This is a genomic window from Leifsonia shinshuensis, from assembly GCF_014217625.1.
In the GTDB taxonomy this organism is placed as follows: Bacteria; Actinomycetota; Actinomycetes; order Actinomycetales; family Microbacteriaceae; genus Leifsonia; species Leifsonia shinshuensis_A.
The window spans coordinates 671,211-695,660 of the sequence record NZ_CP043641.1; the positions used below are offsets into that span (position 1 = coordinate 671,211).

The following is a 24,450-nucleotide window of genomic DNA, read 5'->3' on the forward strand; positions in this document are numbered from 1 at the left end:
AACAAGAAGGAACAGCCTTACGTGGCCGACCACTACGAAGTACTCGGCGTTGACCGCAACGCCACCCCCGACGAGATCAAGAAGGCGTACCGCCGGCTCGCGCGCGAGCTGCACCCGGACGTCAACCCGAGCTCCGAGGCGCAGGAGCGCTTCAAGCTCGTGACCCACGCCTACGACGTGCTGAGCGACCCGCAGCAGCGGCAGCAGTACGACCTGGGCGGCCCGACCGGATTCGGCGGCGGGGGAGCGGGCGACTTCGCCGGCTTCGGCGACATCTTCGAGACGTTCTTCGGCGGCGGAGGCGGCGCGACCCGCGGCCCGCGCTCCCGGCGCGAGCGCGGTCAGGACGCTCTGCTGCGCGTGGAGGTCGACCTCGACGAGGTCGTCTTCGGCACGCACCGTGAGCTGGACGTCGACACCGCGGTGGTCTGCGAGACCTGCAACGGCTCCTGCTGCCAGCCCGGCACCGCGCCGGTCACCTGCGACATCTGCCACGGCACCGGCAGCATCCAGCGCTCGGTGCGCTCGCTGCTCGGCAACGTGATGACCTCCAGCCCGTGCGGCAGCTGCCGCGGCTACGGCACCGTCATCGCCACGCCCTGCGTGACCTGCCAGGGCCAGGGCCGCATCCGCGCGCGCCGCACCGTCCCGGTGGACATCCCCGCGGGCGTCGACACGGGCCTCCGGCTGCAGATGCCGGGCTCGGGCGAGGCCGGTCCGGCCGGCGGCCCGAACGGCGACCTGTACCTGGAGATCAAGGTCAAGCACCACGACGTGTTCAGCCGCGACGGCGACGACCTGCTCTGCACGCTGGAGGTCTCGATGGCCGACGCGATCCTCGGCACCACGGCGACGGTGAAGGCGCTGGACGGCGACATCCGCCTGGAGCTGAAGCCCGGCATCCAGAGCGCGGACATCGTCTCGGTGAAGGACCGCGGCATCACCCACCTGCGCGGCAGCGGCCGCGGCGACCTCCGGGTGGGCATCCAGGTGGTCACCCCGACGAAGCTCGACCACAAGGAGAAGGAGCTGATCAAGAAGTTCGCCTCGACGCACCACAACCCGGATCCGTCGCTCGCGCGCTTCCAGCAGGGCCTGTTCGCGAAGCTCCGCGACCGGTTCCTGAACCTCTGACGGGCGACCGATGAGCTCGCTCTATCTGCGTGAGGACCTCGCCGATGTCGAGGTGGGCGCCCGGCTCACCCTCACTGGCCCCGAGGCCAAGCACGCCGCCACCGTCAACCGCACGCGCCCGGGCGAGAGCGTCCTCATCGGCAACGGCCGCGGCCTCGTCGCGTCGGGCGAAGTCCTGGTCGCGACCAGCGCCGAGCTGACGATCGACGTGGAGGCCGTGGAGCGCGTCCCGCGCGCCGAGCCCGCGATCACGCTCGTGCAGGCCCTCGCGAAGGGCGACCGCGACGAGCTGGCCGTGCAGGCGGCGACGGAGCTCGGGGTGGACGCGGTGCTGCCGTGGTCGGCCTCCCGCTCGGTCTCCCGCTGGGAGGGCGCCAAGGTCGCGAAGGGCCGCGACCGCTGGGCGGCGATCGTGCGCGAGGCCAGCAAGCAGTCCATCCGGGCGTGGACGCCGGAGGTCGGCGAGCTGGCGACGACGAAGCAGGTGGCCGCGCTAGCGGCGACGCACCGGGTGCTGGTGCTGGAGCCGGGCGCGACGTCCGCGCTGACGGCGGTGCGTCCGGACGGGCGGCCGCTGGCGCTGGTGGTCGGGCCGGAGGGCGGGATCGCGCCGCAGGAGCTGGACGCGTTCCTGGCGGCGGGGGCGGAGGTCGTGCGACTCGGGGACACCGTGCTGCGCACGTCGACGGCAGGGCCGGCCGCCCTGGCCGTGCTCAACGCGGCGCTGGGGCGCTGGTGAGTCTGCGCCGCGACGGCGCCGACGAATAGGATGGATCACATGGAGACAGGGGAGCGCTCGATCTTCTCGCGCATCATCGCGGGGGAGATCCCGGCCGATGTCGTGTACGACAGCGAACGCATCATCGCGTTCCGCGACATCGCGCCGAAGGCGCCCGTGCACCTGCTGGTCGTGCCCAAGACGGAGCAGTACCGCGACGTCGTCGAGCTGGCTGCGGGCGACCCCGCGCTGCTCGCGGAGCTGGTGGCCACCTCCAAGAAGCTCGCGGACGAGCACGCGGACGGCGACTTCCGTCTGATCTTCAACACCGGCGCCGGCGCGGGACAGACCGTGTTCCACGTCCACGCCCACATACTGGGCTCGCCCGACGGCGGGCTCGAGGAAGGAAGCCTTGGCGACGAGTGACCCGACGACCCCGGATGGCCAGCGGACCCCGGATGGCCAGACCACGCCGGGAGGTTCGGCTGAGGCGCGCCTGAGCGTCGACGGGATCCAGATGGTGCGGCTGCTCGGCCCCCAGGACCGCCTGCTCACCACGCTGGAGCGGCAGTACCCGCTCGTCGACGTGCACGTGCGCGGCAACGAGATCAGCCTCACCGGCGACCCGGCGCAGGTCGCCGCGGCGCGCGCGCTGCTGGAGGAGCTGCTGCAGATGGTCCGCAACGGCCAGGACCTCGGCCCGGCCGAGGTCGCCAGCTCCGCGCGGATGATGCGCAGCGACCTGAACCTCAGCCCGTCCGACGTGCTGAGCCAGGCGATCCTCACCGCGCGCGGCAAGAGCATCCGGCCGAAGACGCTCGGCCAGAGCCAGTACGTCGACGCCATCGACCACAACACCATCGTGTTCGGCATCGGCCCGGCCGGAACCGGCAAGACGTACCTCGCGATGGCGAAGGCCGTCCAGGCGCTGCAGCGCAAGGAGGTCAGCCGCATCATCCTGACCCGTCCCGCGGTGGAGGCCGGCGAGCGGCTGGGCTACCTGCCCGGCACCCTCACCGACAAGATCGACCCGTACCTGCGCCCGCTGTACGACGCGCTCAACGAGATGCTCGACCCGGAGCTCGTGCCCAAGCTGCTCGCCGCCGGCACGATCGAGGTGGCGCCGCTGGCGTACATGCGCGGCCGCACGCTCAACGACTCGTTCATCATCCTGGACGAGGCGCAGAACACCACGCCCGAGCAGATGAAGATGTTCCTCACCCGGCTCGGCTTCAACTCGAAGATGGTCGTCACCGGCGACATCACGCAGATCGACCTCCCGAACGCCGCCAGCGGCCTGCGGCTGGTCACGCGCGTGCTGAACGACATCGACGACATCCACTTCTCGCGGCTGACCAGCGACGACGTCGTGCGGCACAGCCTCGTCGGCCGGATCGTCGACGCCTACACCGAGTACGACGCCAAGCAGCAGGCGCGGCAGTACGAGCGCGAGGAGGCCCGCGAGTTCGCGAACCGCGCCGAACGCCGCTCCGGCATGCCGCGCGACCACCTCCCGAAACGACAGGGCCCGACACGATGAGCATCGAGATCAACAACGAGTCCGCCATCGAGGTGGACGAGTCCGCCCTGCAGCGCCTCGCTGGCTACGCGCTCGACATCATGCACGTGCACCCCGACGCCGAGCTCGCGATCGTCCTGGTGGACGAGGCGGCGATGGAGCAGCTGCACGTGCAGTGGATGGACGAGCCGGGCCCGACGGACGTGCTCAGCTTCCCGATGGACGAGCTGCGCCCGGGCACCGAGGAGGAGCCGGCTCCGGCCGGGCTGCTCGGCGACGTCGTGCTGTGCCCGCAGGTCGCGCAGGTGCAGGCGGAGACCGCCGGCCACACCCTCATGGAGGAGCTGCTGCTGCTGACCACGCACGGCATCCTCCACCTGCTCGGCTTCGACCACGCCGAGCCGGCGGAGGAGCGGGAGATGTTCGGCATCCAGCGCGACATCCTCGTGGGCTTCGCCCGCTACGACCGACAGCGCTAGGCGCCGGATGCTCGCAACCCTGTTCTTCGTCGTCGCCTTCCTCCTGGTGGCGTTCGGCGGGCTCATGGCGGCCGTGGACTCCGCGCTGGCGGTGCAGTCGCGCGGCGACATCGCCGACCTCGCCGAGACCTCCCGGGCGAAGAAGTCGCTGGCGGCGATCGCGGAGGACCCCGGCGCGTACTTCAACGCGATCAACTTCAGCCGCATCATCGCGGAGACCACCGCCGCGGTGCTCGTGACGCTTGCCTTCGAGCAGATCTTCGAGGAGTGGTGGATCTCGCTGATCCTCTCGGCGGCGATCATGACGGGCGTCTCGTTCGTGCTGGTCGGCGCCAGCCCGCGCAGCGTCGGCCGCGCCAACTCGCGCGTCCTGCTGCAGCTCACCGCGCCGCTGGTGCACGGCATCCGGGTCGTGCTCGGCCCCATCCCGGGCGGCCTGGTCGCGCTCGGCAACCGGGTGACCCCCTCCCGCGCCCGCTCGGCCCCGGTGACGAGCGAGGAGCAGCTGCTCAGCATCGTGGACGAGGCGACCGAGTTCGACGTGCTGGAGGAGGACGACCGCGAGCTCATCCACTCGATCTTCGAGTTCAGCGACACCGTCGTCCGCGAGGTGATGGTGCCGCGCACCGACATGATCACGATCGACATCTCGGCCGGGCTCGGCACGGCGATGGGGATGTTCTTCTCCACCGGCGTCTCCCGCATGCCGGTGATCGACGGCGACCCGGACGAGGTGGCCGGCATCCTCTACCTGAAGGACGTGGCGAAGCTCAGCTACGAGAGCGCGCTCGGCGCCGACGCGATCACGATGGGCGAGCTGGCGCGGCCCGCGCTGTTCGTGCCGGAGTCGCAGAAGGCCGACGCGCTGCTGCGGCAGATGCAGCTGGAGTCCAACCACCTGGCGATGGTGGTGGACGAGTACGGCGGCATCGCTGGGCTGGTCACGCTGGAGGACCTCATCGAGGAGCTGATCGGCGACATCTCCGACGAGTACGACCACGAGGTGGAGCTCGTGCAGCAGCTCGGCGGAGGCCGGCTGCGGGTGGCGACGCGGCTGCCCATCGACGACCTGGGCGAGCTGTTCGACATCGAGATCGAGGACGAGGACGTCGACAGCGTGGGCGGCCTGGTCGCGAAGGCGCTCGGGAGGCTGCCGGAGGTGGGCTCCACCGTCGCCGTGCACGGCCTCCGCTTCACGGTCGACCGGATCGACGGACGGCACAAGCACGTCAGCACGGTGCTCGTGGAGCGGGACACGGCGCTGCTGCCGGAGCCGCACGAGGACGCGGCGCCGGACCGGCCGGAGAAGCAGGACAAGCACGACCGGCACGACAAGCCGCACAAACCCGCCAAGCAATCCAAATCCGACCGCCAGCACAAGGAGGCCCGCGCATGAGCGAGTACCACGCCGGATTCGTCTCGTTCGTCGGCCGCCCCAACGTGGGCAAGTCGACGCTGACCAACGCGCTCGTCGGCGAGAAGGTGGCGATCACCAGCTCCAAGCCGCAGACCACCCGCCGCGCCATCCGCGGCATCGTCCACCAGCGCGGCGGCCAGCTCATCCTGGTCGACACCCCGGGCATCCACCGGCCGCGCACCCTCCTGGGCGAGCGCCTGAACACCCTGGTGCAGTCCACGCTGGGCGACGTGGACGTGATCGGCTTCTGCGTGCCAGCCGACGAGAAGATCGGCCCGGGCGACCGCTTCATCAACGACCAGCTGGACGACTACCCGAACGCCAAGAAGGTCGCGATCGTCACCAAGATCGACGCCGCGGGCAAGACGCAGGTCGCCGAGCAGCTGCTGGCCGTCTCCGCGCTGCGCGAGTGGGAGGCGATCATCCCGATCTCCGCGACCAGCAGCATCCAGCTCGACACGCTCGCCGCGGAGCTGATGAAGCTGCTTCCCGAGTCGCCCGGCCCGCTGTACCCGGAGGACGCGATCACCGACGAGGGCATCGAGGACCGCATCGCGGAGTACATTCGGGAGGCCGTGCTGGAGGGCGTCGAGGACGAACTTCCGCATTCGCTCGCGGTGACGATCGACGACATCGTGGAGCGCGACGACAAGGACCTGGTGGAGGTCTACGCCAACCTGTTCGTGGAACGCGACAGCCAGAAGGCGATCGTCATCGGCAAGGGCGGCTCCCGCATCCGCGACGTCGGCGCCGAGGCGCGCAAGCCGATCGAGGAACTCCTCGGGCGGAAGGTGTTCCTGTCGCTGCGGGTGAAGGTGGCGAAGGACTGGCAGCGGGATCCGAAGCAGCTGGGGCGGCTGGGGTTCTAGGGGCGGGTCGCCTGGACCGCCGTCGTACATCCCCAGGATGATTCCACGCTCCGGATGCGGGCGCGCGGCCTCCCGCCCCGTACCGTAGAGATATGCCAGATCGGACACGCGTGCTGAGTGCGCTCGCGCCGCACCGCTGGGTGCTGGAGCCCGCGCTGGCCGTCGTGCTGTTCGGGGTGTGGCTGATCACCGGCCTCCCGTTCGACCTGGCCGGGGCGCTGGCCGTGCTGCTCTACTGCGCAGCCGTCGCGCTCTCGCGGGTGCTGCCGGTGGTGGCGCTGGAGATCGCGTGGCTGGCGGTCATCGCCGAGCTGAGCGAGGGGAGTTCGCTGCCGCTGCCGCACCGGCTGATCTCGGCCGTCGCGGTCGTCATCGCGCTGTTCGGGATCGCGTCGCACGGCGGAAAGGTCGTGCGCTGGTTCGGGTTCGGCTCGGCCATCCTCTGGGCGCCGGCGCTCGCCTACCTCTTCACCGTGCGCGGCGACCTCAAGTTCCCGCAGTTCGGGCCGGTGATCGGCGGCTACTACACGAGCCAGGGCGTCGGGCTCCTGATGATGAGCCTGCTGCTGGCCGTCGTGTTCGTCAGCGCGTGGCTGCTCGGCTTCCTCGTCGCGCGGCAGCGGGCGACCGCGACGTCCGGGCCGGTCCCGTCGCTGCTGGTCTGGCTGGCGTCGCCCGGCGGCGGCGCACCGGGCCTCGGCGCGCCGGGGGAGGAGGGCGACGGGCCCAAGCTGGTGCGGAGGCTGACCCGGCCGCAGCTGACCTTCGACATCGCGGGCGCCGTCGCCTACGTGTTCTTCTGCCTGGTGACCGACTTCACGTCGAGCCTCGTGCCGTCCGACGCCGGGCGCTCGACGTTCCTCGTGCTGATCGTCTTCGCGGTCGCCGTCGCGCTGCGCCGGATGTCGCCCGCGGTCTCGCTCGCCATCGCGTGGCTCGCGGCCGTGGTGCAGATGACCACCGGGCACAACATCCTGGTCAGCGACATCGCGGTGCTCGTGGTCCTCTACGCGACGGCGCTCTACGGCGACCGGGTGGTCCGCTACGCCGGCCTGATCTCCGCCGGGGTCGGCGCGTTCGTCGCCTCGCTCTACCTGACCCTGACCTCCGCGCTCGCCCAGGGCTACTTCGACCTGCTGTCGTCGCAGCTCACCGGGATGGCGCTGCAGTTCGCGTTCCTGTTCGTGGTGAGCGCGACCGTGCTCGGGCTGTCCTGGGTGCTCGGTCTGCTCGTCCGCACCTGGCGGAACGCCCGTGCGTCCCGGCACGCCCAGGTGCAGGCCGAGCTCGACCGCAACCGGGCCGAGGAGGTCGTGGTCGTCGAGCAGGAGCGCACCCGCATCGCGCGCGACATGCACGACGTCGTCGCGCACTCGCTCGCGGTCGTCATCGCGCAGGCCGACGGCGCCCGCTACGCACGGCACGCCGACCCGGACGCCGTGGACACCGCGCTGGAGACCATCGCCGCGACGGCGCGCTCCGCGCTGGTCGACGTGCGCGTGCTGCTGGCCGAGCTGCGGCAGAGCCAGCCGGAGGGGCCGCAGCCGTCGCTCGCCGACGTGGACCAGACCGTCGAACAGGTGCGAGCGGCCGGCCTCCCCGTCACCATGGAGCGCCGCGGCGAGCTCGACGGGCTCGGCTCAGCGCAGCAGATCGCCGCGTACCGCATCGTGCAGGAGGCGCTCACCAACGCGCTCCGGCACGGCGACACCACCCGCCCGGTCTCCGTCGTGCTCGCCCAGGCGGGCGGCGCCGACTCAGGCCCGGGCATCGTCATCACCGTGAGGAACAGCATGAAGACACCGACACCGGAACCCCTGGCCACCGGCGGCCTCCCGCGCATCGGGCACGGCCTCCCCGGGATGCGCGAGCGAGCGACCCTGGCGGGCGGCTCGCTGTCGGCGGGGCCGGCCGGCGACGGCTTCGTGGTCACGGCGTTCCTGCCGGTGGTGTCGGGAGTGCGCGCGTGAGCGCCCCGATCACGGTCGCCCTCGTCGACGACCAGGCGCTGTTCCGCGCGGGGATCCGCATGCTGATCGGCTCGCAGCCCGACCTGGAGTTCGCCGGAGAGGCGTCCGACGGGCGCGAAGGGGTGGCGCTGGTGCGCGAGAAGCGCCCGGACGTGGTGCTGATGGACATCCGGATGCCCGTGATGGACGGCATCGCCGCCACGGCGCGGATCGTGGAGGAGGCCGAGCGGGAGGGCCGGGCGCCGGCCCGCATCATCGTGCTCACCACCTTCGACCTGGACGAGGCCGCGGCGCGCGCGATCCGCAGCGGCGCCAGCGGCTTCGTGCTGAAGGACGCGGAGCCGGAGTTCCTGCTCGCCGCCATCCGCACCGTCCACGCCGGAAGCGCGGTGATCGCGGCCGGGGCGACCCGGGAGCTGTTCGAGTATTTCTCCGACAGCCAGCAGGCCAAGCAGACGCCGCCAGAGTTCGCCACGCTCACCAGCCGCGAGCGGGAGATCTTCGTGCTCGCCTCGCGCGGGCTCAGCAACTCGGAGATCGCCGGGTCGGAGTTCCTCAGCGAGGCGACCGTGAAGACCCACATCAGCCGCATCCTGGCGAAGCTCGGCCTGCGCGACCGGGTGCAGATGGTGGTCTACGCGTTCGAACACGGGCTGACCGGGGGTGCGGCCGAGCGGGCGGAGTAGGGATTTCACCCGCAGATCATCCTCTGGGCTGATCCCCTGTGGATCCTCAGCCCGATCCGGTGGCGTCGCCGGCTTCCTAGCGTGGAGGCATGCACACTCCCGACACCATGGTGGCTCGCGTCGACGGCGCGACGAAGACCTACGGATCCGGCTCCAACCGGGTCATCGCCCTCGACGACGTGACCGTCGGCATCCCGGCCGGCCGGTTCACCGCCATCATGGGGCCGAGCGGTTCCGGCAAGTCGACGCTAATGCACGTGATGGCCGGGCTGGACTCCGTGACCGGCGGGCGCGTGTTCCTCGGCGACACCGAGATCACCGGGATGGGCGACGGGGAGCTGACCGTCCTGCGCCGCCGCCGGGTCGGGTTCGTCTTCCAGGCGTTCAACCTCGTCCCGACGCTCGACGTGCGGGCGAACATCCTGCTGCCGTTCGAGATCGACGGCCGCCGCCCGACGCTCCCGCAGCGCGAGTGGATCGACGGCCTGATCGAGCTGCTGGGCCTGACAGACCGGCTCACCCACCGCCCGCACGAGCTGTCCGGCGGCCAGCAGCAGCGCGTCGCGATCGTCCGCGCGCTGGCGACCCGGCCGGACCTGGTGTTCGCAGACGAGCCGACAGGCAACCTCGACTCGCGCACCGGCCGGGAGGTCCTCGGTGTGCTGCAGGAGGCCTCCCGCAGCTACGGCCAGAGCATCGCGATGGTCACGCACGACCCGGTGGCGGCGAGCTACGCCGACCGCATCGTCTTCCTTGCCGACGGCCGTGTGGTCGCTGAGCGGGAGCGCTCGACGGCGGAGGAGATCTCCGCGTTCATGCTCGGCATGGAGGCGCAGGACGTGGAGGCGCAGGACGTGGAGGCGCACGCGTGATCCGCGCGTTCCGGGCGAACGCGCGCGACCACCGCGCCAGCGCCCTCGTCTCCGCCCTGTCCTCCGCCTTCGGTGTGGCGCTGCTGGCCTGCACCAACGTGCTCGGCGCGTACATCGAGGCGTCGCCGATGGGGGAGCACGGCTCCGCCCGCTTCGCGCTCGCGCTCGTCGCCGGCATCTTCTTCGTCATCGCGGTGTTCGTCGGCGCCATCGTGACCACGAACACGTTCGCGACCGTGATCGCCGGGCGCACCCGCACCATCGCGCTCATGCGCCTGCTCGGCTCCAGCTCGAAGGCGCAGCGTCGCTCCGTGGCGGGCGAGGGGCTCGCCGTCGGCGTGATCGGCGCGCTCACCGGCGGCGTGATCGCCGTGGTGCTCGCGCTGATCGCGGTGCGCGCGTTCATCTGGTGGGGCGTCCTCCCGGACACCCTGTACCCCGTCATCACGCCGTCGCTGATCGGGCCGCCCGTCGTCGTCGTGCTCACCACGTGGGCTGCGTCGTGGATCGGCAGCCGCCGGGTGCTGACGGTGGCGCCGGTGGAGGCTCTCGGCGCGGCGCAGGAGCGGCCGTCGGCCGCCGTGCGCAGCACGGGACGCATCGTGGCCGCCGCGCTGCTCATCCTGCCCGGCGCCGCGCTGCTCGGTTTCGGCCTCCTGCTCGGGCTCGGCGCGTTCGCGAAGTCGGAGAACTCCGCTCTCGTGGAGTTCGGCCGCTACGGCGTGCTGATCGCGATGCTCGGCGGGCTGCTCTCCTTCACGGGGGTGATCGTCGCTGCACCGCTGTTCCTTCCCGCCGTGCTCCGCGCGGTCGGCCTCCTCTTCGGCAGGGGCGCGGCCGGACGCCTCGCGGCGGCCAACGCCGTGCGGAATCCGGAGCGCAGCTCGCGCACCGCGATCGGCCTGGTGATCGGCGTGACGCTCATCACGATGTTCGTCGTCGCGACCCAGACCTGGCTGACGCTCATCCGCAGCGCCGCCGCGAAGGACCCGGAGCTCTATCAGGGCGCTGAGAGTGTGCTCACGGTCACCATGCTGGTGTTCAGCGGCCTGGTCGGCTTCTCCGCGGTGATCGCGGCCGTCGGCGTGGTCAACAGCCTGTCCCTGAGCGTGCTGCAGCGGCGGCGCGAGCTCGGGCTGCTCCGGGCGCTCGGGCTGAGCGCCGCGCAGGTGCGCCGGATGATCCTGGCCGAGAGCGCCCAGCTGACCGTCGCCGCAGTGTTCTCCGGGCTGGTGCTCGGTACCCTGTACGGCTGGATCGGCGCCCAGACACTGCTCGGCCAGCTGCCGGGCGGCGGCCTGGTCCCGCCGGCGGTGCCGTGGCTCTTCATCGGGTTGATCGTGCTCGCGGCGGCCGTCCTGGCCGTGGGGGCCTCGGTCGCGCCGACCCGCCGGGCCACCCGCGTGGCGCCGGTGGAGGCCCTCGCGGTCGAGTAGCGAGCCTCCAGGTTTCCTGGACGCTCATCAAGCCTCAGCTATCCGCAGGCTGGGTGTCCGATACTGGTGCACTGGCGCACCGACCCGTGCCCATCATCCCGTGCCGGAGCGCCTCCTGCACCCTCGAGAGGATCCACCCTGAACTGGCTCATGACCCTGAGGATCGACAAACCGCCGTTCCTCATCGCGATCGACATCGTCGCCGCGATCCTCGCGGTGTACCTGCTCGTGCGACCCACCTGGAAGCGCGTGCTCGCGGGGGTGATCGCCGCCGTCGGAGGAGGCCTGCTCGGCTGGTTCCTGGTCTGGCTGACGGACGACGTCTACAACCTGTTCGGCGTCGGGCTCACCCCGGTGACGACGATGTGGGTGGCCCTCGGCTGCGCGGGCGTGAGCCTGGCAATCGCGAACTTCTTCCGCTCGCGCTGGTGGCGCAAGGTGATCGCGGGCGTCAGCATCCCGGTGTTCCTGGTCGCGGCGTTCGCGGGCGTGAACGTCGACTTCGGCGCGTACCGCAACCTCAATGACGCGATCGGCGTCGTGCCGTACAAGGCGCTGGACCTGCACCACGAGCGCGGCGACGTGATCACGGGCACAGCCTGGTCGGCCTCCACGACCCAGGCGGACCCGCCGGTGAAGGGCGAGATCGGCAAGGTAAAGATCCCGGGGACGCTGTCGAACTTCCCGGCCCGCGAGGCCGTGGTCTACCTGCCGCCGGTCGCGCTCGGCCCGAACCCGCCAGCGCTCCCCGTGCTCTATGCCCTCTCGGGTCAGCCCGGCGCGCCGGCCGACATGTTCACGGCCGGACGGATCGGGACGTACCTCGACGCCTACGCCGCCAAGCACAACGGCTACGCGCCGATCGTGGTCGCGCCCGACCAGCTCGGCGGCCCCGGCCGCAACCCGATGTGCATCGACTCCCGGGCCTTCGGCGACTCGGCCACCTACCTGCTCAAGGACGTGCGCTCCTGGATCACCTCGCACCTGCGGGTGAGCAGCGACCCGTCGGCGTGGGGCGTCTTCGGCTACTCGCAGGGCGCCACCTGCGCCGCGCAGTTCGCAGCGAGCCGGCCCGACCTCTTCGGCTCGGCGCTCGCCTCCTCCAGCGAGCTCGGGCCGACGCTCGGCAACGTGACGCTCACGATCGCGACCGGCTTCGCGGGCTCGCACACCGCCTTCGAGGACGCCCAGCTCGGGCCGACCATGAAGGCGCACGCCCCCTACGCGAACACGCTGATGGTCTTCGGCGTGGGTCAGAACGACGCCAAGTACACTGCTTTCGCGAAGACGCTGCACTCGGACGCCGTCTCCGCCGGGATCCGCAGCGACCTTCTGATCTCGCCCGGGACGGCACACGATTGGAACACGGTGCGCTACACGCTGACGAACGGCTTCCCCGCGGTCGCCGCCCACATGGGGCTGGCTCCGTGAGCGATGCCGTGACCACGGGGGGAGGCACGCCGGCGAACGGCGGCGGGCCGGGGAACGGCGCGACCCAGGAGACGGTGCAGGAGGCCACCGCGACGCAGGAGCCTCCAGCGCGTCCGCCCGAGCCTCCCGCGCGCGCGTCCGGATTCGGCGGCGCGGTCCGGCGACTCGGCCGGCTGATCGCGACGCATCCCTTCACCGCAGCGCTGACGGCGCTGATCCTCGTGCTCGCTCTGGTCACCGGCCCGATCCACGGGCCGCACCGGCCGCTGCGGGTCTGGCTCGGCGTCGGGCCGGACCAGCTCATCGACGGGCACTGGTGGTCGGCGGTCACCGCCGTGCTCTTCACCGACAACCTCGCCGAGCTGATCGTCGTCCTCGTGCTGACGGTGCTGCTCGTCGGCGTCTCCGAACGGCTCATGGGCGCGTGGCGCACGGCGCTCGCGTTCTTCGCGACCTCCGCTGTGGGCATCGCCGCCGGAGTCGGCATCCAGCTCATCGGCTCGCAGACGGGTGAGATGTGGTCGCGCAACGTCCACCACCTCGTCGTCCTCGACGTGTTCACCGGCATCGCCGGCACGATCATGACCGCCAGCGCGTTCGCCGGGGCGTTCTGGCGCCGCCGCATCCGCGTCATCACGATGCTCGTCGCGATCATGTACCTGCTGTACTCGGGGAATCCGTCCGACCTGTACCGCCTGCTCGCCGTCCTCGCCGGCTTCGGGCTCGGCGTGCTGCTGCGGCCGCACGAGAGCATCCTCGGCTGGCGCCGCAGCTCCCATCACGAGGTCAGGGTGCTGCTGGCCTCCGCCGTGACGATCAGCGCGCTCGGCCCGGTCATCGGCCTCCTGACCCAGTCGCGGTACGGGATGCTGTCGCCGATCGGCCTGCTGTTCTCCAGCGACGTGCCGGCCACCGGCAGCGTCCTGGAGCGCTGCCAGGCGTTCGCGGTCACCCGCGACTGCGTGCACGACCTCACCCTGGAGCGGATCAACGGCCTCGGGCCCGTGCTCATCTCCGTGCTGCCGCTGCTCGCGCTGCTCGTCGCCGCGTACGGCCTCCTCCGTGGGCGCCGCTTCGCGGTCTGGATGGCCGTGTCGGTCAACACGCTGCTCGCCGTGCTCTCCGGGCTGTACTTCGGCATCCTCCCGTTCGCCGACCCGCGGCCGACCGTGTCGCCGCGGTACTGGGAGGTCACCTTCATCCTGGCGCTGTCGGCGCTCGTGCCGCTGACGATGGCGATCCTGCTGGTCGCCTACCGGCGGCACTTCACCGTGCTCGCGACGGCGCGCTCGGTGCGGCGCTACGTGCTCACGGTCCTGCTCACCGGCCTCGGCCTGATCGGGCTCTACATCCTGGTCGGCTGGCTGCAGAAGGACACCGGCTTCACCCGTCCGATCGACATCACCGACCTCCTCAACGATGTGCTGGAGCGCTTCATCCCGGTGAGCTTCCTGCGGCGCGAGCCGCTCCAGTACCTGCCGACGACGCCGCTGGCGACCGTCGTCTACCACAACATCGGCACCGTGTTCTGGCTGGTCGTCATCCTCGCCGCCGTGCCGTTCATGGTCGGCCGCGGGGCGTGGCGCCGCTCGATCGGCGACGCCGGCCGTGTCCGCTCGCTGCTGGAGCGCGGCGGCGGCGACGCCATCTCGTTCATGGCCACCTGGCCGGGCAACAGCTACTGGTTCGACTCCGCGACCGGCGGCGCCGTCGCCTACCGCGTGGTCGGCCGGGTCGCGCTCACCACGGGCGCACCGTTCGGCGCGGACGAGTCGGTGCACGACGGGATCATCGAGCGCTTCTCGCGGTTCTGCGACGACAGCGGCTGGATCCCGGTGTTCTACAGCGTCGACGCCCAGTACCAGCCGATCTTCGACGGCATGGGCTGGTCGACCATGACCGTGGCGGAGGAGACGGTCATCCGTCCGCAGCAGTGGGCGACCACCGGCAAGAAGTGGCAGGACGTCCGCAGCTCGATCAACCGCGCCCAGCGCGCGGGCATCCGCTCGGAGTGGACCAGCTTCGGCGCCCTCCCGCTGAGCGCAGCGGTGCAGCTCTCGGACATCTCCGAGCAGTGGGTCGCGGAGAAGGATCTCCCCGAGATGGGCTTCACCCTCGGCGGCCTGGACGAGCTGCGCGACCCGGCGGTGCGACTGATGCTCGCCGTGGACGAGTCCGGCCGCATCGAGGGCGTGACCTCCTGGCTGCCGAGCTACCGCGAGGGCCACGTGGTGGGCTGGACGCTCGACTTCATGCGCCGTCGCCCCGGCAGCATCAACGGCGTCATGGAGTTCCTGATCGCCGAGGCCGCCACGCGGATGAAGGAGGAGGGCGTCGAGTTCATGAGCCTCTCCGCCGCGCCGCTCGCGCACACCGCAGGCACGCCGGACGACGCCAAGAGCGGCATGGACCGCGTGCTCGGCTACCTGAGCACGTCGCTGGAGCCGGTGTACGGCTTCCGCTCCCTGCTCAAGTTCAAGCAGAAGTTCCAGCCCGAGCTGCACCCGCTGATCATGGCCTATCCCGATCCGGTCGCCCTGCCGGCGATCGGCGTCGGTCTCGTGCGCGCCTACCTGCCGGACCTGTCGATGCGGCAGGCCGCGGCGCTGGCGGTGGGACGCGGCTGACGCGGCGGGCGTGGTACCGTGGTTTCTGTGTACGGTCTGCTCCTTCTTAGCTGCCGCGACGAGTCCTAGTTCCGGGCCTCCCTCGTCGCGGAGTTCGTCGTTGGCTCTCCACACCACACCGCGAGGAGAAGACAGACCATGAAGAACACTCAGGCGCCGAGCGCCATGCCGATCCACAAGTACCGGCCCTTCCACGAGCAGATCCGCGTCGAGCTGCCGGATCGCACCTGGCCGTCCCAGCGCATCACGGTCGCGCCGCGCTGGTGCGCCGTCGACCTGCGCGACGGCAACCAGGCCCTCATCGACCCGATGAGCCCCGAGCGCAAGCGCATCATGTTCGACCTGCTGGTGCGGATGGGCTACAAGGAGATCGAGGTCGGCTTCCCGTCGGCCAGCCAGACCGACTTCGACTTCGTCCGCAGCCTGATCGAAGAGGGCGCCATCCCCGACGATGTCACCATCCAGGTCCTGACCCAGTCGCGCGAGCACCTGATCAAGCGCACCTACGAGTCGCTGGTCGGCGCCAAGCAGGCGATCGTGCACCTGTACAACTCCACGAGCATCCTGCAGCGCGAGGTCGTGTTCCGCACCGACCAGCAGGGCATCGTCGACATCGCCCTGGCCGGCGCGCGCCTGTGCCGGCAGTTCGAGTCGATGGTCCCGGGCACCGAGATCTACTACGAGTACTCGCCGGAGTCGTACACCGGCACCGAGCTGGAGTTCGCCGCCGACATCTGCAACCAGGTGTTGGAGGTCTTCGAGCCGACGGCGGAGCGCAAGGTCATCATCAACCTGCCCGCGACCGTCGAGATGGCGACGCCGAACGTCTACGCCGACTCGATCGAGTGGATGTCGCGCCACCTGAACCACCGCGAGAACGTCATCCTGTCGCTGCACCCGCACAACGACCGCGGCACCGCCGTCGCGGCCGCGGAGCTGGGCTACATGGCCGGCGCCGACCGCATCGAGGGCTGCCTGTTCGGCAACGGCGAGCGCACCGGCAACGTCGACCTGGTCACGCTGGGCGTCAACCTGTTCACGCAGGGCATCGACCCGCAGATCGACTTCAGCGACATCGACCAGATCAAGCGCACCGTGGAGCACTGCAACCAGCTGCCGGTCGGCGAGCGCAGCCCGTGGGGCGGCGACCTGGTGTTCACCGCGTTCAGCGGCTCCCACCAGGACGCGATCAAGAAGGGCTTCGAGGCGATGGCCGCGCGGGCCGAGGCCGAAGGGACGACGGTCGACCAGCTGGTCTGGGCCGTGCCGTACCTGCCGGTCGACCCGAAGGACCTGGGCCGCAGCTACGAGGCGGTCATCCGGGTGAACTCGCAGTCCGGCAAGGGCGGTGTGGCCTACCTGCTGAAGACGGACCACGCGCTGGACCTGCCGCGCAAGCTGCAGATCGAGTTCTCCGGCGTCGTGCAGGCGAAGACCGACGCCGAGGGCGGCGAGGTCACGAGCGCGCAGATCTGGGACATCTTCCAGGACGAGTACCTGCCGGCGCCCGCCTCCGACCCCGACGCCAAGTGGGGACGGTTCGAGCTGGGCAGCACGAGCACGACGAACGAGACGGGCGAGCACGTCACCCTCACGGTGGCGCTGCGCGACGGCGACACGGTGGCGAAGGCGACAGGGGAGGGCAACGGCCCGATCGCCGCGTTCTTCGACATCCTGAACGCCCGCGGCATCAACGTCCACCTGTACGACTACTCGCAGCACACGCTGTCGGCGAGCGAGTCGGCGCAGGCGGCGGCCTACGTGGAGCTGGACGTCGACGGCGTGCGCCTGTGGGGCGTCGGCATCGACGGCGACACCACGACGGCGTCGTTCAAGGCGGTCGTGTCGGCCGTGAATCGCGCGGTCCGCGAGTCGGCCGGCCACGCCGCCGAGAAGGCCGAGCTCGTCGGGGCCTGACCCCGCAGACAACGGAGGAGATCCCGGTCCAATTGACCGGGATCTCCTCCGTTGATCTTCGTTCAGGCGCTCATGCGCGCAGATCTCCTCCGTTGTCTGCGGGCTTGTCTTGGATGCGGTACCGCGGAATGGCCCCCGTGTCGGTCCGCTCGATCGTGCGCTCGTCGCTCGGGCGTCTCCCGAAGCCGAACGCCATCCAGCGGGGCGCCCGGAGGCGGCCGAGTTCGCGCTGCTCCGGGAGGCTCCAGCCGAAGCGGACGGCGAGCAGGCGGATCACCAGGGTCACGACCACGCAGACCAGTACGGCGACGGCGAACGGCACTTTCAGGTCGACCAGGATGACCAGCACGATCGTGCCCGCCCCAGCGGCGACCGCGTAGAGCGACCCCACGTGCATGAGCGCGATGGGGAGGTTCAGCAGCACGTCGCGCAGGATCGACCCGCCGACCGCCGACACCACGCCCACGAACACGGCGGGCACCTCCGGCAGCCCCAGCGCCAGCGCCTTCGTCGCCCCGATCGCGCCGAACAGCCCGATCGTGAGCGCGTCCAGGAACGTGATGATCGGGTCGAGCCTCCGGAACAGCCGCACCAGCAGCATCCCGAGCAGCGCCGCGACGACCGTGGCCGGCAGGTACCAGTTGGACTGCAGCGCCACCGGCGTCACGTTCAGCAGCAGGTCGCGCAGGAGGCCGCCGCCGAGCCCGGTGGCGACGCCGATGATCGCGACTCCCAGCAGATCGAGCCTGCGGTCGCGGAACCCGGAGGCGAACATGGCGCCCTGCAGGCTGCCGACGCCGACGGCGACCAGGTCGCCCCAGAGGGGGATCGTGAAGGCCGCGGATGTCACCAGTCACTTGTATCACGCGGGATACTGGAGTCGTGCCTGTCTACCGTGATGAAGCCGTCGTGCTGCGCACCCACAAGCTGGGTGAGGCCGACCGCATCGTCACCATGCTCAGCCGGCAGCACGGCAAGATCCGCGCGGTGGCGAAGGGCGTGCGGCGCACGGCCTCCAAGTTCGGGTCGCGGCTGGAGCCGTTCATGGTCGCCGACGTGCAGCTCTACGAGGGGCGCACCCTGGACGTCGTGACGCAGGCCGAGACGCTCGGCGCGTACGGCGCGCTGATCGCGGACGACTACGCCAGCTACACCGCCGCCAACGCGATGGTGGAGGCCGCCGACCGGCTGACCGACGCCGAGGCCTCCCTGCAGCAGTACCTCCTGCTGGTCGGCGCCCTCCGCTCGCTGTCGCGCCACGAGCACGGCCCGCAGCTGACCCTCGACTCCTACCTGCTGCGCGCGCTGTCGCTGGCGGGCTGGGCGCCGAGCTTCCAGGACTGCTCCCGCTGCGGCGCTCCCGGTCCGCACGAGCACGTCGTGGTCCAGCTCGGCGGCGTGGTCTGCGACGACTGCGCGCCGCAGGGCGCCCCGCGGATCGACGCCGCCACCATCGCGCTGCTCGGCGCGCTGCTCACCGGCGACTGGGAGACGGCCGACGCCTCCGACGACTCCACCCGCTCGAAGGCGAACGGGCTCGTCGCCGCGTACACCCAATGGCATCTGGAGCGCGGCCTGCGCTCCCTGCAGCACGTCCAGCACGATCAGAAGGCGAGCGGATGACGCCCAAGCCCTACACGCACAAGGACGCGGTCGCGTACCGCCCCGTCGACTGGACGGGGGCCTACCCGCCCGCGTTCCCGGCGAAGGCGGTGCCCGAGCACGTCGCCATCGTGATGGACGGCAACGGCCGCTGGGCGAACCGGCAGGGCCTCACCCGCATCGAAGGGCACCGCGCAGGGGAGGCCTCCCTGCTGGACGTCGTCGCCGGCGCCATCCAGGTCGGCGTCAAGCACCTCAGCGTCTACGCGTTCTCGACCGAGAACTGGAAGCGCTCGCCCGCCGAGGTCCGCTTCCTGATGGGCTTCAACCGGGAGGTGCTGCACCGCAGACGCGACCAGCTCAACGAGTGGGGCGTGCGGGTGCGCTGGGCCGGCCGAACGCCGCGGCTGTGGTCGTCGGTGATCAAGGAGCTGCAGTACGCCGAGCGGCTGACGGCGGGCAACGACGTGCTCACCCTGACGATGTGCGTCAACTACGGCGGCCGCACCGAGATCGCGGACGCCGTGCGGTCCATCGCGGCCGAGGTCGCGGCCGGGCGGCTGAAGCCGTCGGCGGTGGGGGAGAAGACCATCCAGCGCCACCTCTACATCCCCGACATGCCGGACGTGGACCTGTTCGTCCGCAGCTCGGGGGAGCAGCGGACCAGCAACTTCCTGCTCTGGCAGAGCGCGTACGCGGAGATGGTGTTCCTGGACAGACTGTGGCCGGATTTCTCGCGCACCGACCTCTGGGAGGCGATCGACACGTTCGCCCGGCGCAACCGCCGGTTCGGGGGAGCGGTGGACACGCCGGAGGACGCGGCGCTGTAGCCTCCCGGAATAACTGCACCGCTGCAGCGTTGCCCTCTGTCGTGAGCGTACCCATCAAGATCGACATCTGGTCCGACATCGCCTGTCCGTGGTGCTACATCGGAAAGCGTCAGTTCGAATCCGGCAGTGAGACCTTCGCCGACGCGGGCGACGGCCGCGCCGTGGAGGTCGAGTACCACTCGTTCGAGCTCTCGCCGGACACTCCGGTCGACTTCGACGGCAGCGAGGTGGACTTCCTCGCCGGGCACAAGGGCATCCCCGCCGAGCAGGTGCACCAGATGCTCGACCGGGTGACCGGCATCGCCGCCTCGGTCGGGCTCGACTACGACTTCGACGCCCTCCAGCACACCAACACGGTGAAGGCCCACGAGCTGCTGCACTTCGCCAAGGCGCAGGGCAAGCAGCTGGAACTGGCGGAGCGCCTCTTCCAGGCCTACTTCCTCGAGGGCGGCCACGTCGGCCGCGCCGACTCGCTCGCCGACCTGGCCGCGTCCGTCGGACTCGACCGCGACGCGGCGCTGGCCGCGATGGAGTCCGGAGAGTACGTGAAGGCGGTGCGCGACGACCAGCGCACGGCGGCCGAGTACGGCATCAACGGCGTCCCGTTCTTCGTCATCGAGGGGAAGTACGGCGTCTCGGGCGCGCAGGGCGCGTCGACGTTCGCGCAGGTGCTCGAGCAGGTCTGGTCCGAGCGTGCGGCGGAGCCGGAAGCCGCGGGGGCGACGGCATGACCGCCGAGACTCCCGCGACCGGCGCTCCGCGTCCGCTGCTGACGCCGCTGGGCGACCCCGCCGCCGCAGCCTGCGACGGCGACTCGTGCGTCATCCCGGGTGCGTGACGCGCGTCACTCCGGGTCGGTGATGTCCGCGAGCGTCGCGTCGAAGCCCGCCAGCAGCGCGTCGGCGTCCACGAACAGCGAGTAACCGTGCTCGCCGGCGCCCATCGAGACGGTGCGGCCGGCGACGGTCGTGTCCGCGACGACGGGCCAGGCGGTCGTGCTGCCGAACGGCGTGATCGTCCCGCGCTCGTAGCCGGTCGCGGCGAAGGCCACCGACGCGTCCGGGAGTTGCAGCTTGTTGACGTGCAGCACGGCGCGCAGCTTCGGCCAGGAGATCTTGCGGCCTCCCGGCACCAGCGCGAACACGAACGTGTCGTCGCTGCGCTTCACCACGAGGGTCTTCACGATGTCGCCCGGCTCGATCCCGAGCAGCGACGCGGCCTCCTCCAGGCTCCGGGCGGCGGGCCGCTCGACGATCCGCACGGGGATGCCGCGGGCCCGCGCATCCTCCTCCACACGTCGGCGTCCGCCGCCGGTTTCCACAGCTTCGGGGCTCTCGGCCATGTATCAGCACGCTTTCTGGGAGAATCGATGCAGATGTCTACTACCGCAACCCTAGCTCCCCGCACCCAGACGAGCCCCCGGCTGGCCATCGGCCCGCTCGCTCTCGACGTGCCGGTCGTCCTCGCGCCCATGGCGGGGATCACGAACACCGCCTTCCGGCGGCTCTGCCGCGAGTTCGGCGCCGGGCTCTACGTGAGCGAGATGATCACGTCCCGCGCCCTCGTCGAGCGCACCCCCGAGTCGCTGCGCCTCATCACGCACCACGAGTCGGAGACGCCGCGCAGCATCCAGCTCTACGGCGTCGACCCGAAGACGGTCCGCGAAGCCGTCACGATGCTCGTCGCGGAGGACCGCGCCGACCACATCGACCTCAACTTCGGCTGCCCGGTGCCCAAGGTCACCCGCAAGGGCGGCGGCGCGGCGCTGCCGTGGAAGCTGAACCACTTCCGCGAGATCGTGGAGGGCGCGGTCGCGGCGGCGGGCGACATCCCGCTGACCGTCAAGATGCGCAAGGGCATCGACGGCGACCACCTCACCTATCTGGAGGCCGGCAAGGCCGCGGAGGGCGCCGGCGTCGCGTCGATCGCGCTGCACGCCCGCACGGCCGCCGAGTTCTACTCCGGCCACGCCGACTGGTCGGCCATCGCGAAGCTCAAGGAGACGATCACCGGCACTCCGGTCCTCGGCAACGGCGACATCTGGTCGGCGGCCGACGCGATCCGGATGGTGGAGGAGACCGGCTGCGACGGCGTCGTGGTCGGCCGCGGCTGCCTCGGCCGGCCGTGGCTGTTCGGCGACTTGGCCGCAGCGTTCCGCGCCCGCGCGGGGGAGATCACCGCAGAGGAGGCCGCGCTCGCGCAGGCCCACCCGACGCTCGGGCAGGTGGCGGCGACCTTCCGCCGGCACGCTGAGCTGCTGGTCGAGTTCTTCGAGAGCGAGGAGCGCGGCTGCCGCGACATCCGCAAGCACGTCGCCTGGTACTTCAAGGGCTACCCGGTCGGCGGCGACCTGCGCGCGAGCCTCGCGACGGTCGACACACTCGCCCACCTGGACGACCTGCTCGCCACCCTCGACTGGAGCCAGGAGTACCCGGGCGAGGCGGCGGAGGGCCAGCGCGGCCGCGCCGGATCGCCCAAGCGTCCCGCCCTCCCGGAGGGCTGGCTCGACAGCCGCGAGCTGGCGGGCAGCGCGCGGGCCCAGGTCGCCGAGGCGGAGGTGCACAACAGTGGCGGATAGTGCGACGGCGACGCTCGACAGCGTCCCGGCCGACGGCTACAGCGAGCGGGACAGGGAGCGCTGGCTCCCCGAGCAGCACTCCAGCCGCCGCAGCGACTTCGCGCGCGACCGGGCACGGCTGCTGCACTCCAGCGCGCTGCGCCGGCTCGCGGCGAAGACGCAGGTGCTCAGCCCCACGGCCGGCCTCGACTTCGCCCGCAACCGGCTGACGCACTCCCTGGAGGTCGCCCAGGTCGGCCGCGAGCTCGCCGCGAGCCTCGGCCTCGACCCCGACATCGTGGACACCGCGTGCCTCGCGCACGACATCGGCCACCCGCCGTTCGGCCACAACGGCGAGCGCGCCCTCAACTCCTGGGCGGAGGACATCGGCGGTTTCGAGGGCAACGCCCAGACGCTGCGCCTGCTCACCCGGCTGGAGCCGAAGGTGTTCGGCCGTGACGGCCGCCCCTACGGCTTGAACCTGACCCGGGCGAGCCTCGACGCGAGCTGCAAGTACCCGTGGCCGGAGACCAGCTCGGTCGCCGACCCCAGCGGGCGCGCGAAGTTCGGCTTCTACGCCGACGACCACGCGGTCTTCGAGTGGATGCGCGCCGGCGCCCCCGACCGCACCCGCAGCATCGAGGCCCAGGTGATGGACCTCTCCGACGACATCGCCTACTCCGTGCACGACTTCGAGGACGCCGTGGTGAACGGCTACATCGACGTGGCAGCGCTCGGCAGCCGGGTGGCCCACGACGACCTGGTCCGGTCGATGTACGAGTGGGTGGGCGGCGAGTTCAGCCACGACGAGCTGATCGCGGCCTTCGACCGCCTGGACAGCCTGGAGATCTGGCTCGACCGCTGGGACGGCAGCCGGCGCGCTCAGGCGCACCTGAAGAACCTCACCAGCCAGCTGATCGGCCGGTTCGCGCACGCCGCCGTGCACGAGACGAAGCACCGGGCGGGAGGCGTCGAGCTGCGCCGCTTCGGCGCCGACGTGGTCGTGCCCGACGCGATCCGGGCGGAGATCGCGGTGCTGAAGGGCATCGTGGCGACGTTCGTGATGTCGCGCAACTCCCGGCAGCCGATCTACGCGCAGCAGCGGCAGGTCCTGATGGCCCTGGCGGACGTCCTGCTCTCCCGCGGGCCGGAGGAGCTGGATCCGGGCTTCCAGGAGGACTGGCGGCTCGCCGGCTCCGACGCCGAGCGCAAGCGCGTGGTGGTCGACCAGGTGGCCAGCCTGACCGACCAGTCGGCGCTGAGCTGGTTCGAGCGGCTCGTCCAGCACTGAGGCGGCACTGAGCCGCGCCTGAGGAGGCTCTGATCCGGCGCGCCGGGCGTGGGCTTGAATCGGCAGCCCGTGTGCAGAATGCTTGGGGGAGGCGAAGGAGGAGACGCATGAGCAGCCCACAGCCCCCGGCGGACGGGGACCGGCCTACGGACACGGAGTCCGGCGCGGCCGAGCCGACGACCGCTCCGGCGGCGTCACCCGCTCCTGCGAAGCGCACGACGACTCCGCGCAAGCGCACGCCGAAGACCACAGCGATCTCGCCCGACGGCGAGGCGCCGGAGATCCTGGACGCCATGCTGGGCAAGGCGTCCACGGAGGACACCGTGGCCGAAGCCCCCGCGAAGCCGGCCACCCCGCGCCGCCGGACCGCGGCCTCCCGTGCGAAGGCGGCGGCCGCGCCCGACACCTCCACATCCCCCGCGGAGCCTCCCGTGGCGGCGGCCGCTCCGGACGACGTCACAGAGCCGCTCGAGACGGAGGCCGCGACCGCGGTCCTCCCCACGGCGGACGACTTCTACCGCGCTCCGACCACGGAGACGGAGATCCTGAACCCCGCAGGAGCCGCGGCCGCGACGACGGCCGGGGCCGAGCCGGTGCGCACGGAGACGCTCCCCGCGTCGGCCGCGGCCGAGCCGGTCCCCGTCGGCGCGGTCTCCGAGGACACCTTGACCGACGGCGCCGCCACGACCACGGCCGTCGAGGACGCCCCTCCGGCCCCCGCCGCCGGCCCGCACGCCCCGCGGCCCGGCCGCAACATGAACGACCTGGCCGACCGCCTGGACGACTCGCGGTTCTTCTCGTCGCTGTTCGACTTCACCTTCACCAGCTACGTGACGCGCAAGCTCGCCGGCCCGGTGTACGTCGTGGGCCTCGTCCTGATCGGCCTCGGGATCGTCGTGGGCTTCGCCAACAGCCTCGGCATCGCGATCGCGACCAGGTCCCCGGTCGGCGCGTTCGTGTTCCTGCTGGGCGTGCTGGTGACGTTGGTGGCCGCGATCCTGAGCGTGCTGCTGCTCCGGGTGACCATCGAGGTCTTCTGCGCGATCATCGAGATCGCCCAGAACACCCGGCGCAGACGCCCACCGCGCGACTGAG

General features: G+C 71.2%; 22 protein-coding genes. 20 read left to right on the plus strand and 2 right to left on the minus strand.

The window, feature by feature from the left end:
* Positions 1 to 21 precede the first annotated feature (21 nt).
* The 14 genes from dnaJ (at position 22) to leuA (ending at position 17,075) form a co-directional block, all read left to right on the plus strand.
* Positions 22 to 1,134 carry a molecular chaperone DnaJ gene (dnaJ, locus tag F1C12_RS03210; RefSeq protein ID WP_185277409.1) on the plus strand — a complete coding sequence of 371 codons (1,113 nt, stop codon included), beginning with the start codon at positions 22 to 24 and terminating at the stop codon, positions 1,132 to 1,134.
* Positions 1,135 to 1,144: 10 nt separating this feature from the next.
* On the plus strand, positions 1,145 to 1,873 hold the full coding sequence (locus F1C12_RS03215; RefSeq protein WP_185277410.1) for a 16S rRNA (uracil(1498)-N(3))-methyltransferase: 729 nt from the start codon (positions 1,145 to 1,147) through the stop codon (positions 1,871 to 1,873).
* Between the two features lie 39 nt (positions 1,874 to 1,912).
* On the plus strand, positions 1,913 to 2,278 hold the full coding sequence (locus F1C12_RS03220; protein WP_185277411.1) for a histidine triad nucleotide-binding protein: 366 nt from the start codon (positions 1,913 to 1,915) through the stop codon (positions 2,276 to 2,278).
* A gap of 91 nt (positions 2,279 to 2,369) precedes the next feature.
* The gene (locus tag F1C12_RS03225; protein WP_258046232.1) at positions 2,370 to 3,392 is read left to right on the plus strand and encodes a PhoH family protein; all 1,023 of its coding nucleotides are present in this window, start codon (positions 2,370 to 2,372) and stop codon (positions 3,390 to 3,392) included.
* Entirely contained in the window at positions 3,389 to 3,850 is a 462-nt protein-coding gene (gene ybeY / locus F1C12_RS03230) for an rRNA maturation RNase YbeY (protein ID WP_185277412.1), read from the plus strand. The genes F1C12_RS03225 and ybeY overlap by 4 nt, the downstream gene beginning before the upstream one ends.
* Before the next feature lie 7 nt (positions 3,851 to 3,857).
* Positions 3,858 to 5,246, plus strand: a complete 1,389-nt coding sequence (locus tag F1C12_RS03235; RefSeq protein WP_185277413.1) for a hemolysin family protein — start codon at positions 3,858 to 3,860, stop codon at positions 5,244 to 5,246.
* Positions 5,243 to 6,136: a GTPase Era gene (gene era, locus F1C12_RS03240; protein WP_185277414.1), complete on the plus strand. Its 894-nt coding sequence runs from the start codon at positions 5,243 to 5,245 to the stop codon at positions 6,134 to 6,136. The genes F1C12_RS03235 and era overlap by 4 nt, the downstream gene beginning before the upstream one ends.
* Positions 6,137 to 6,228: 92 nt before the next feature.
* Positions 6,229 to 8,106: a sensor histidine kinase gene (locus F1C12_RS03245; protein ID WP_185277415.1), complete on the plus strand. Its 1,878-nt coding sequence runs from the start codon at positions 6,229 to 6,231 to the stop codon at positions 8,104 to 8,106.
* On the plus strand, positions 8,103 to 8,792 hold the full coding sequence (locus F1C12_RS03250) for a response regulator (RefSeq protein WP_185277416.1): 690 nt from the start codon (positions 8,103 to 8,105) through the stop codon (positions 8,790 to 8,792). The genes F1C12_RS03245 and F1C12_RS03250 overlap by 4 nt, the downstream gene beginning before the upstream one ends.
* Positions 8,793 to 8,881: 89 nt before the next feature.
* The gene (locus F1C12_RS03255) at positions 8,882 to 9,664 is read left to right on the plus strand and encodes an ABC transporter ATP-binding protein (RefSeq protein ID WP_185277417.1); all 783 of its coding nucleotides are present in this window, start codon (positions 8,882 to 8,884) and stop codon (positions 9,662 to 9,664) included.
* Entirely contained in the window at positions 9,661 to 11,100 is a 1,440-nt protein-coding gene (locus F1C12_RS03260) for an ABC transporter permease (RefSeq protein ID WP_185277418.1), read from the plus strand. The genes F1C12_RS03255 and F1C12_RS03260 overlap by 4 nt, the downstream gene beginning before the upstream one ends.
* Positions 11,101 to 11,250: 150 nt before the next feature.
* On the plus strand, positions 11,251 to 12,531 hold the full coding sequence (locus F1C12_RS03265; protein WP_185277419.1) for an alpha/beta hydrolase: 1,281 nt from the start codon (positions 11,251 to 11,253) through the stop codon (positions 12,529 to 12,531).
* Entirely contained in the window at positions 12,528 to 15,158 is a 2,631-nt protein-coding gene (locus tag F1C12_RS03270) for a bifunctional lysylphosphatidylglycerol flippase/synthetase MprF (protein WP_258046094.1), read from the plus strand. Before F1C12_RS03265 ends, F1C12_RS03270 begins: the two co-directional genes overlap by 4 nt.
* Positions 15,159 to 15,296: 138 nt before the next feature.
* The gene (gene leuA, locus F1C12_RS03275) at positions 15,297 to 17,075 is read left to right on the plus strand and encodes a 2-isopropylmalate synthase (protein WP_185277420.1); all 1,779 of its coding nucleotides are present in this window, start codon (positions 15,297 to 15,299) and stop codon (positions 17,073 to 17,075) included.
* Between the two features lie 70 nt (positions 17,076 to 17,145).
* Here leuA and F1C12_RS03280 read toward each other — a convergent pair whose 3' ends face one another.
* Positions 17,146 to 17,925 carry a trimeric intracellular cation channel family protein gene (locus tag F1C12_RS03280; RefSeq protein ID WP_185277421.1) on the minus strand — a complete coding sequence of 260 codons (780 nt, stop codon included), beginning with the start codon at positions 17,923 to 17,925 and terminating at the stop codon, positions 17,146 to 17,148.
* Between the two features lie 32 nt (positions 17,926 to 17,957).
* Between F1C12_RS03280 and recO the strand changes: the two genes are divergently transcribed.
* The 3 genes from recO to F1C12_RS03295 are packed head-to-tail and all read left to right on the plus strand — an operon-like array spanning position 17,958 to position 20,238.
* Positions 17,958 to 18,698 (plus strand): DNA repair protein RecO, encoded by a 741-nt coding sequence (gene recO / locus F1C12_RS03285; RefSeq protein WP_185277422.1) that lies wholly within the window; start codon positions 17,958 to 17,960, stop codon positions 18,696 to 18,698.
* Positions 18,695 to 19,507: an isoprenyl transferase gene (locus F1C12_RS03290; RefSeq protein ID WP_185277423.1), complete on the plus strand. Its 813-nt coding sequence runs from the start codon at positions 18,695 to 18,697 to the stop codon at positions 19,505 to 19,507. The genes recO and F1C12_RS03290 overlap by 4 nt, the downstream gene beginning before the upstream one ends.
* A 41-nt stretch (positions 19,508 to 19,548) precedes the next feature.
* A complete protein-coding gene (locus F1C12_RS03295; protein WP_185277424.1) occupies positions 19,549 to 20,238 on the plus strand; it encodes a DsbA family oxidoreductase in 690 nt (229 codons plus the stop codon).
* 113 nt (positions 20,239 to 20,351) lie between these two features.
* Here the strand turns inward: F1C12_RS03295 and F1C12_RS03300 are convergent, their stop codons facing one another.
* A complete protein-coding gene (locus F1C12_RS03300; RefSeq protein ID WP_185277425.1) occupies positions 20,352 to 20,849 on the minus strand; it encodes an aminoacyl-tRNA deacylase in 498 nt (165 codons plus the stop codon).
* Between the two features lie 33 nt (positions 20,850 to 20,882).
* On the opposite strand from F1C12_RS03300, the gene dusB reads away from it, so the two are divergent.
* The 3 genes from dusB to F1C12_RS03315 all read left to right on the plus strand — a co-directional run bounded on the left by dusB (position 20,883) and on the right by F1C12_RS03315 (position 24,449).
* Positions 20,883 to 22,085, plus strand: coding sequence for a tRNA dihydrouridine synthase DusB (gene dusB / locus F1C12_RS03305; RefSeq protein WP_185277426.1), 1,203 nt, complete (start codon positions 20,883 to 20,885; stop codon positions 22,083 to 22,085).
* Positions 22,075 to 23,355 (plus strand): deoxyguanosinetriphosphate triphosphohydrolase, encoded by a 1,281-nt coding sequence (locus F1C12_RS03310; protein WP_185277427.1) that lies wholly within the window; start codon positions 22,075 to 22,077, stop codon positions 23,353 to 23,355. The genes dusB and F1C12_RS03310 overlap by 11 nt, the downstream gene beginning before the upstream one ends.
* 107 nt (positions 23,356 to 23,462) lie before the next feature.
* A complete protein-coding gene (locus tag F1C12_RS03315) occupies positions 23,463 to 24,449 on the plus strand; it encodes a DUF4282 domain-containing protein (RefSeq protein ID WP_185277428.1) in 987 nt (328 codons plus the stop codon).
* The last annotated feature ends 1 nt before the right edge of the window (position 24,450 follow it).

Bases quoted from the DNA above. Each gene is read 5' to 3' on its own strand.
- F1C12_RS03215 (WP_185277410.1), top strand. From the start codon at position 1,145: ATGAGCTCGCTCTATCTGCGTGAGGACCTCGCCGATGTCGAGGTGGGC.
- F1C12_RS03220 (WP_185277411.1), top strand. From the start codon at position 1,913: ATGGAGACAGGGGAGCGCTCGATCTTCTCGCGCATCATCGCGGGGGAG.
- F1C12_RS03225 (WP_258046232.1), top strand. From the start codon at position 2,370: ATGGTGCGGCTGCTCGGCCCCCAGGACCGCCTGCTCACCACGCTGGAG.
- ybeY (WP_185277412.1), top strand. From the start codon at position 3,389: ATGAGCATCGAGATCAACAACGAGTCCGCCATCGAGGTGGACGAGTCC.
- F1C12_RS03235 (WP_185277413.1), top strand. From the start codon at position 3,858: ATGCTCGCAACCCTGTTCTTCGTCGTCGCCTTCCTCCTGGTGGCGTTC.
- era (WP_185277414.1), top strand. From the start codon at position 5,243: ATGAGCGAGTACCACGCCGGATTCGTCTCGTTCGTCGGCCGCCCCAAC.
- F1C12_RS03245 (WP_185277415.1), top strand. From the start codon at position 6,229: ATGCCAGATCGGACACGCGTGCTGAGTGCGCTCGCGCCGCACCGCTGG.
- F1C12_RS03255 (WP_185277417.1), top strand. From the start codon at position 8,882: ATGCACACTCCCGACACCATGGTGGCTCGCGTCGACGGCGCGACGAAG.
- F1C12_RS03265 (WP_185277419.1), top strand. From the start codon at position 11,251: ATGACCCTGAGGATCGACAAACCGCCGTTCCTCATCGCGATCGACATC.
- leuA (WP_185277420.1), top strand. From the start codon at position 15,297: ATGAAGAACACTCAGGCGCCGAGCGCCATGCCGATCCACAAGTACCGG.
- F1C12_RS03290 (WP_185277423.1), top strand. From the start codon at position 18,695: ATGACGCCCAAGCCCTACACGCACAAGGACGCGGTCGCGTACCGCCCC.
- F1C12_RS03300 (WP_185277425.1), bottom strand. From the start codon at position 20,849: ATGGCCGAGAGCCCCGAAGCTGTGGAAACCGGCGGCGGACGCCGACGT.
- dusB (WP_185277426.1), top strand. From the start codon at position 20,883: ATGTCTACTACCGCAACCCTAGCTCCCCGCACCCAGACGAGCCCCCGG.
- F1C12_RS03315 (WP_185277428.1), top strand. From the start codon at position 23,463: ATGAGCAGCCCACAGCCCCCGGCGGACGGGGACCGGCCTACGGACACG.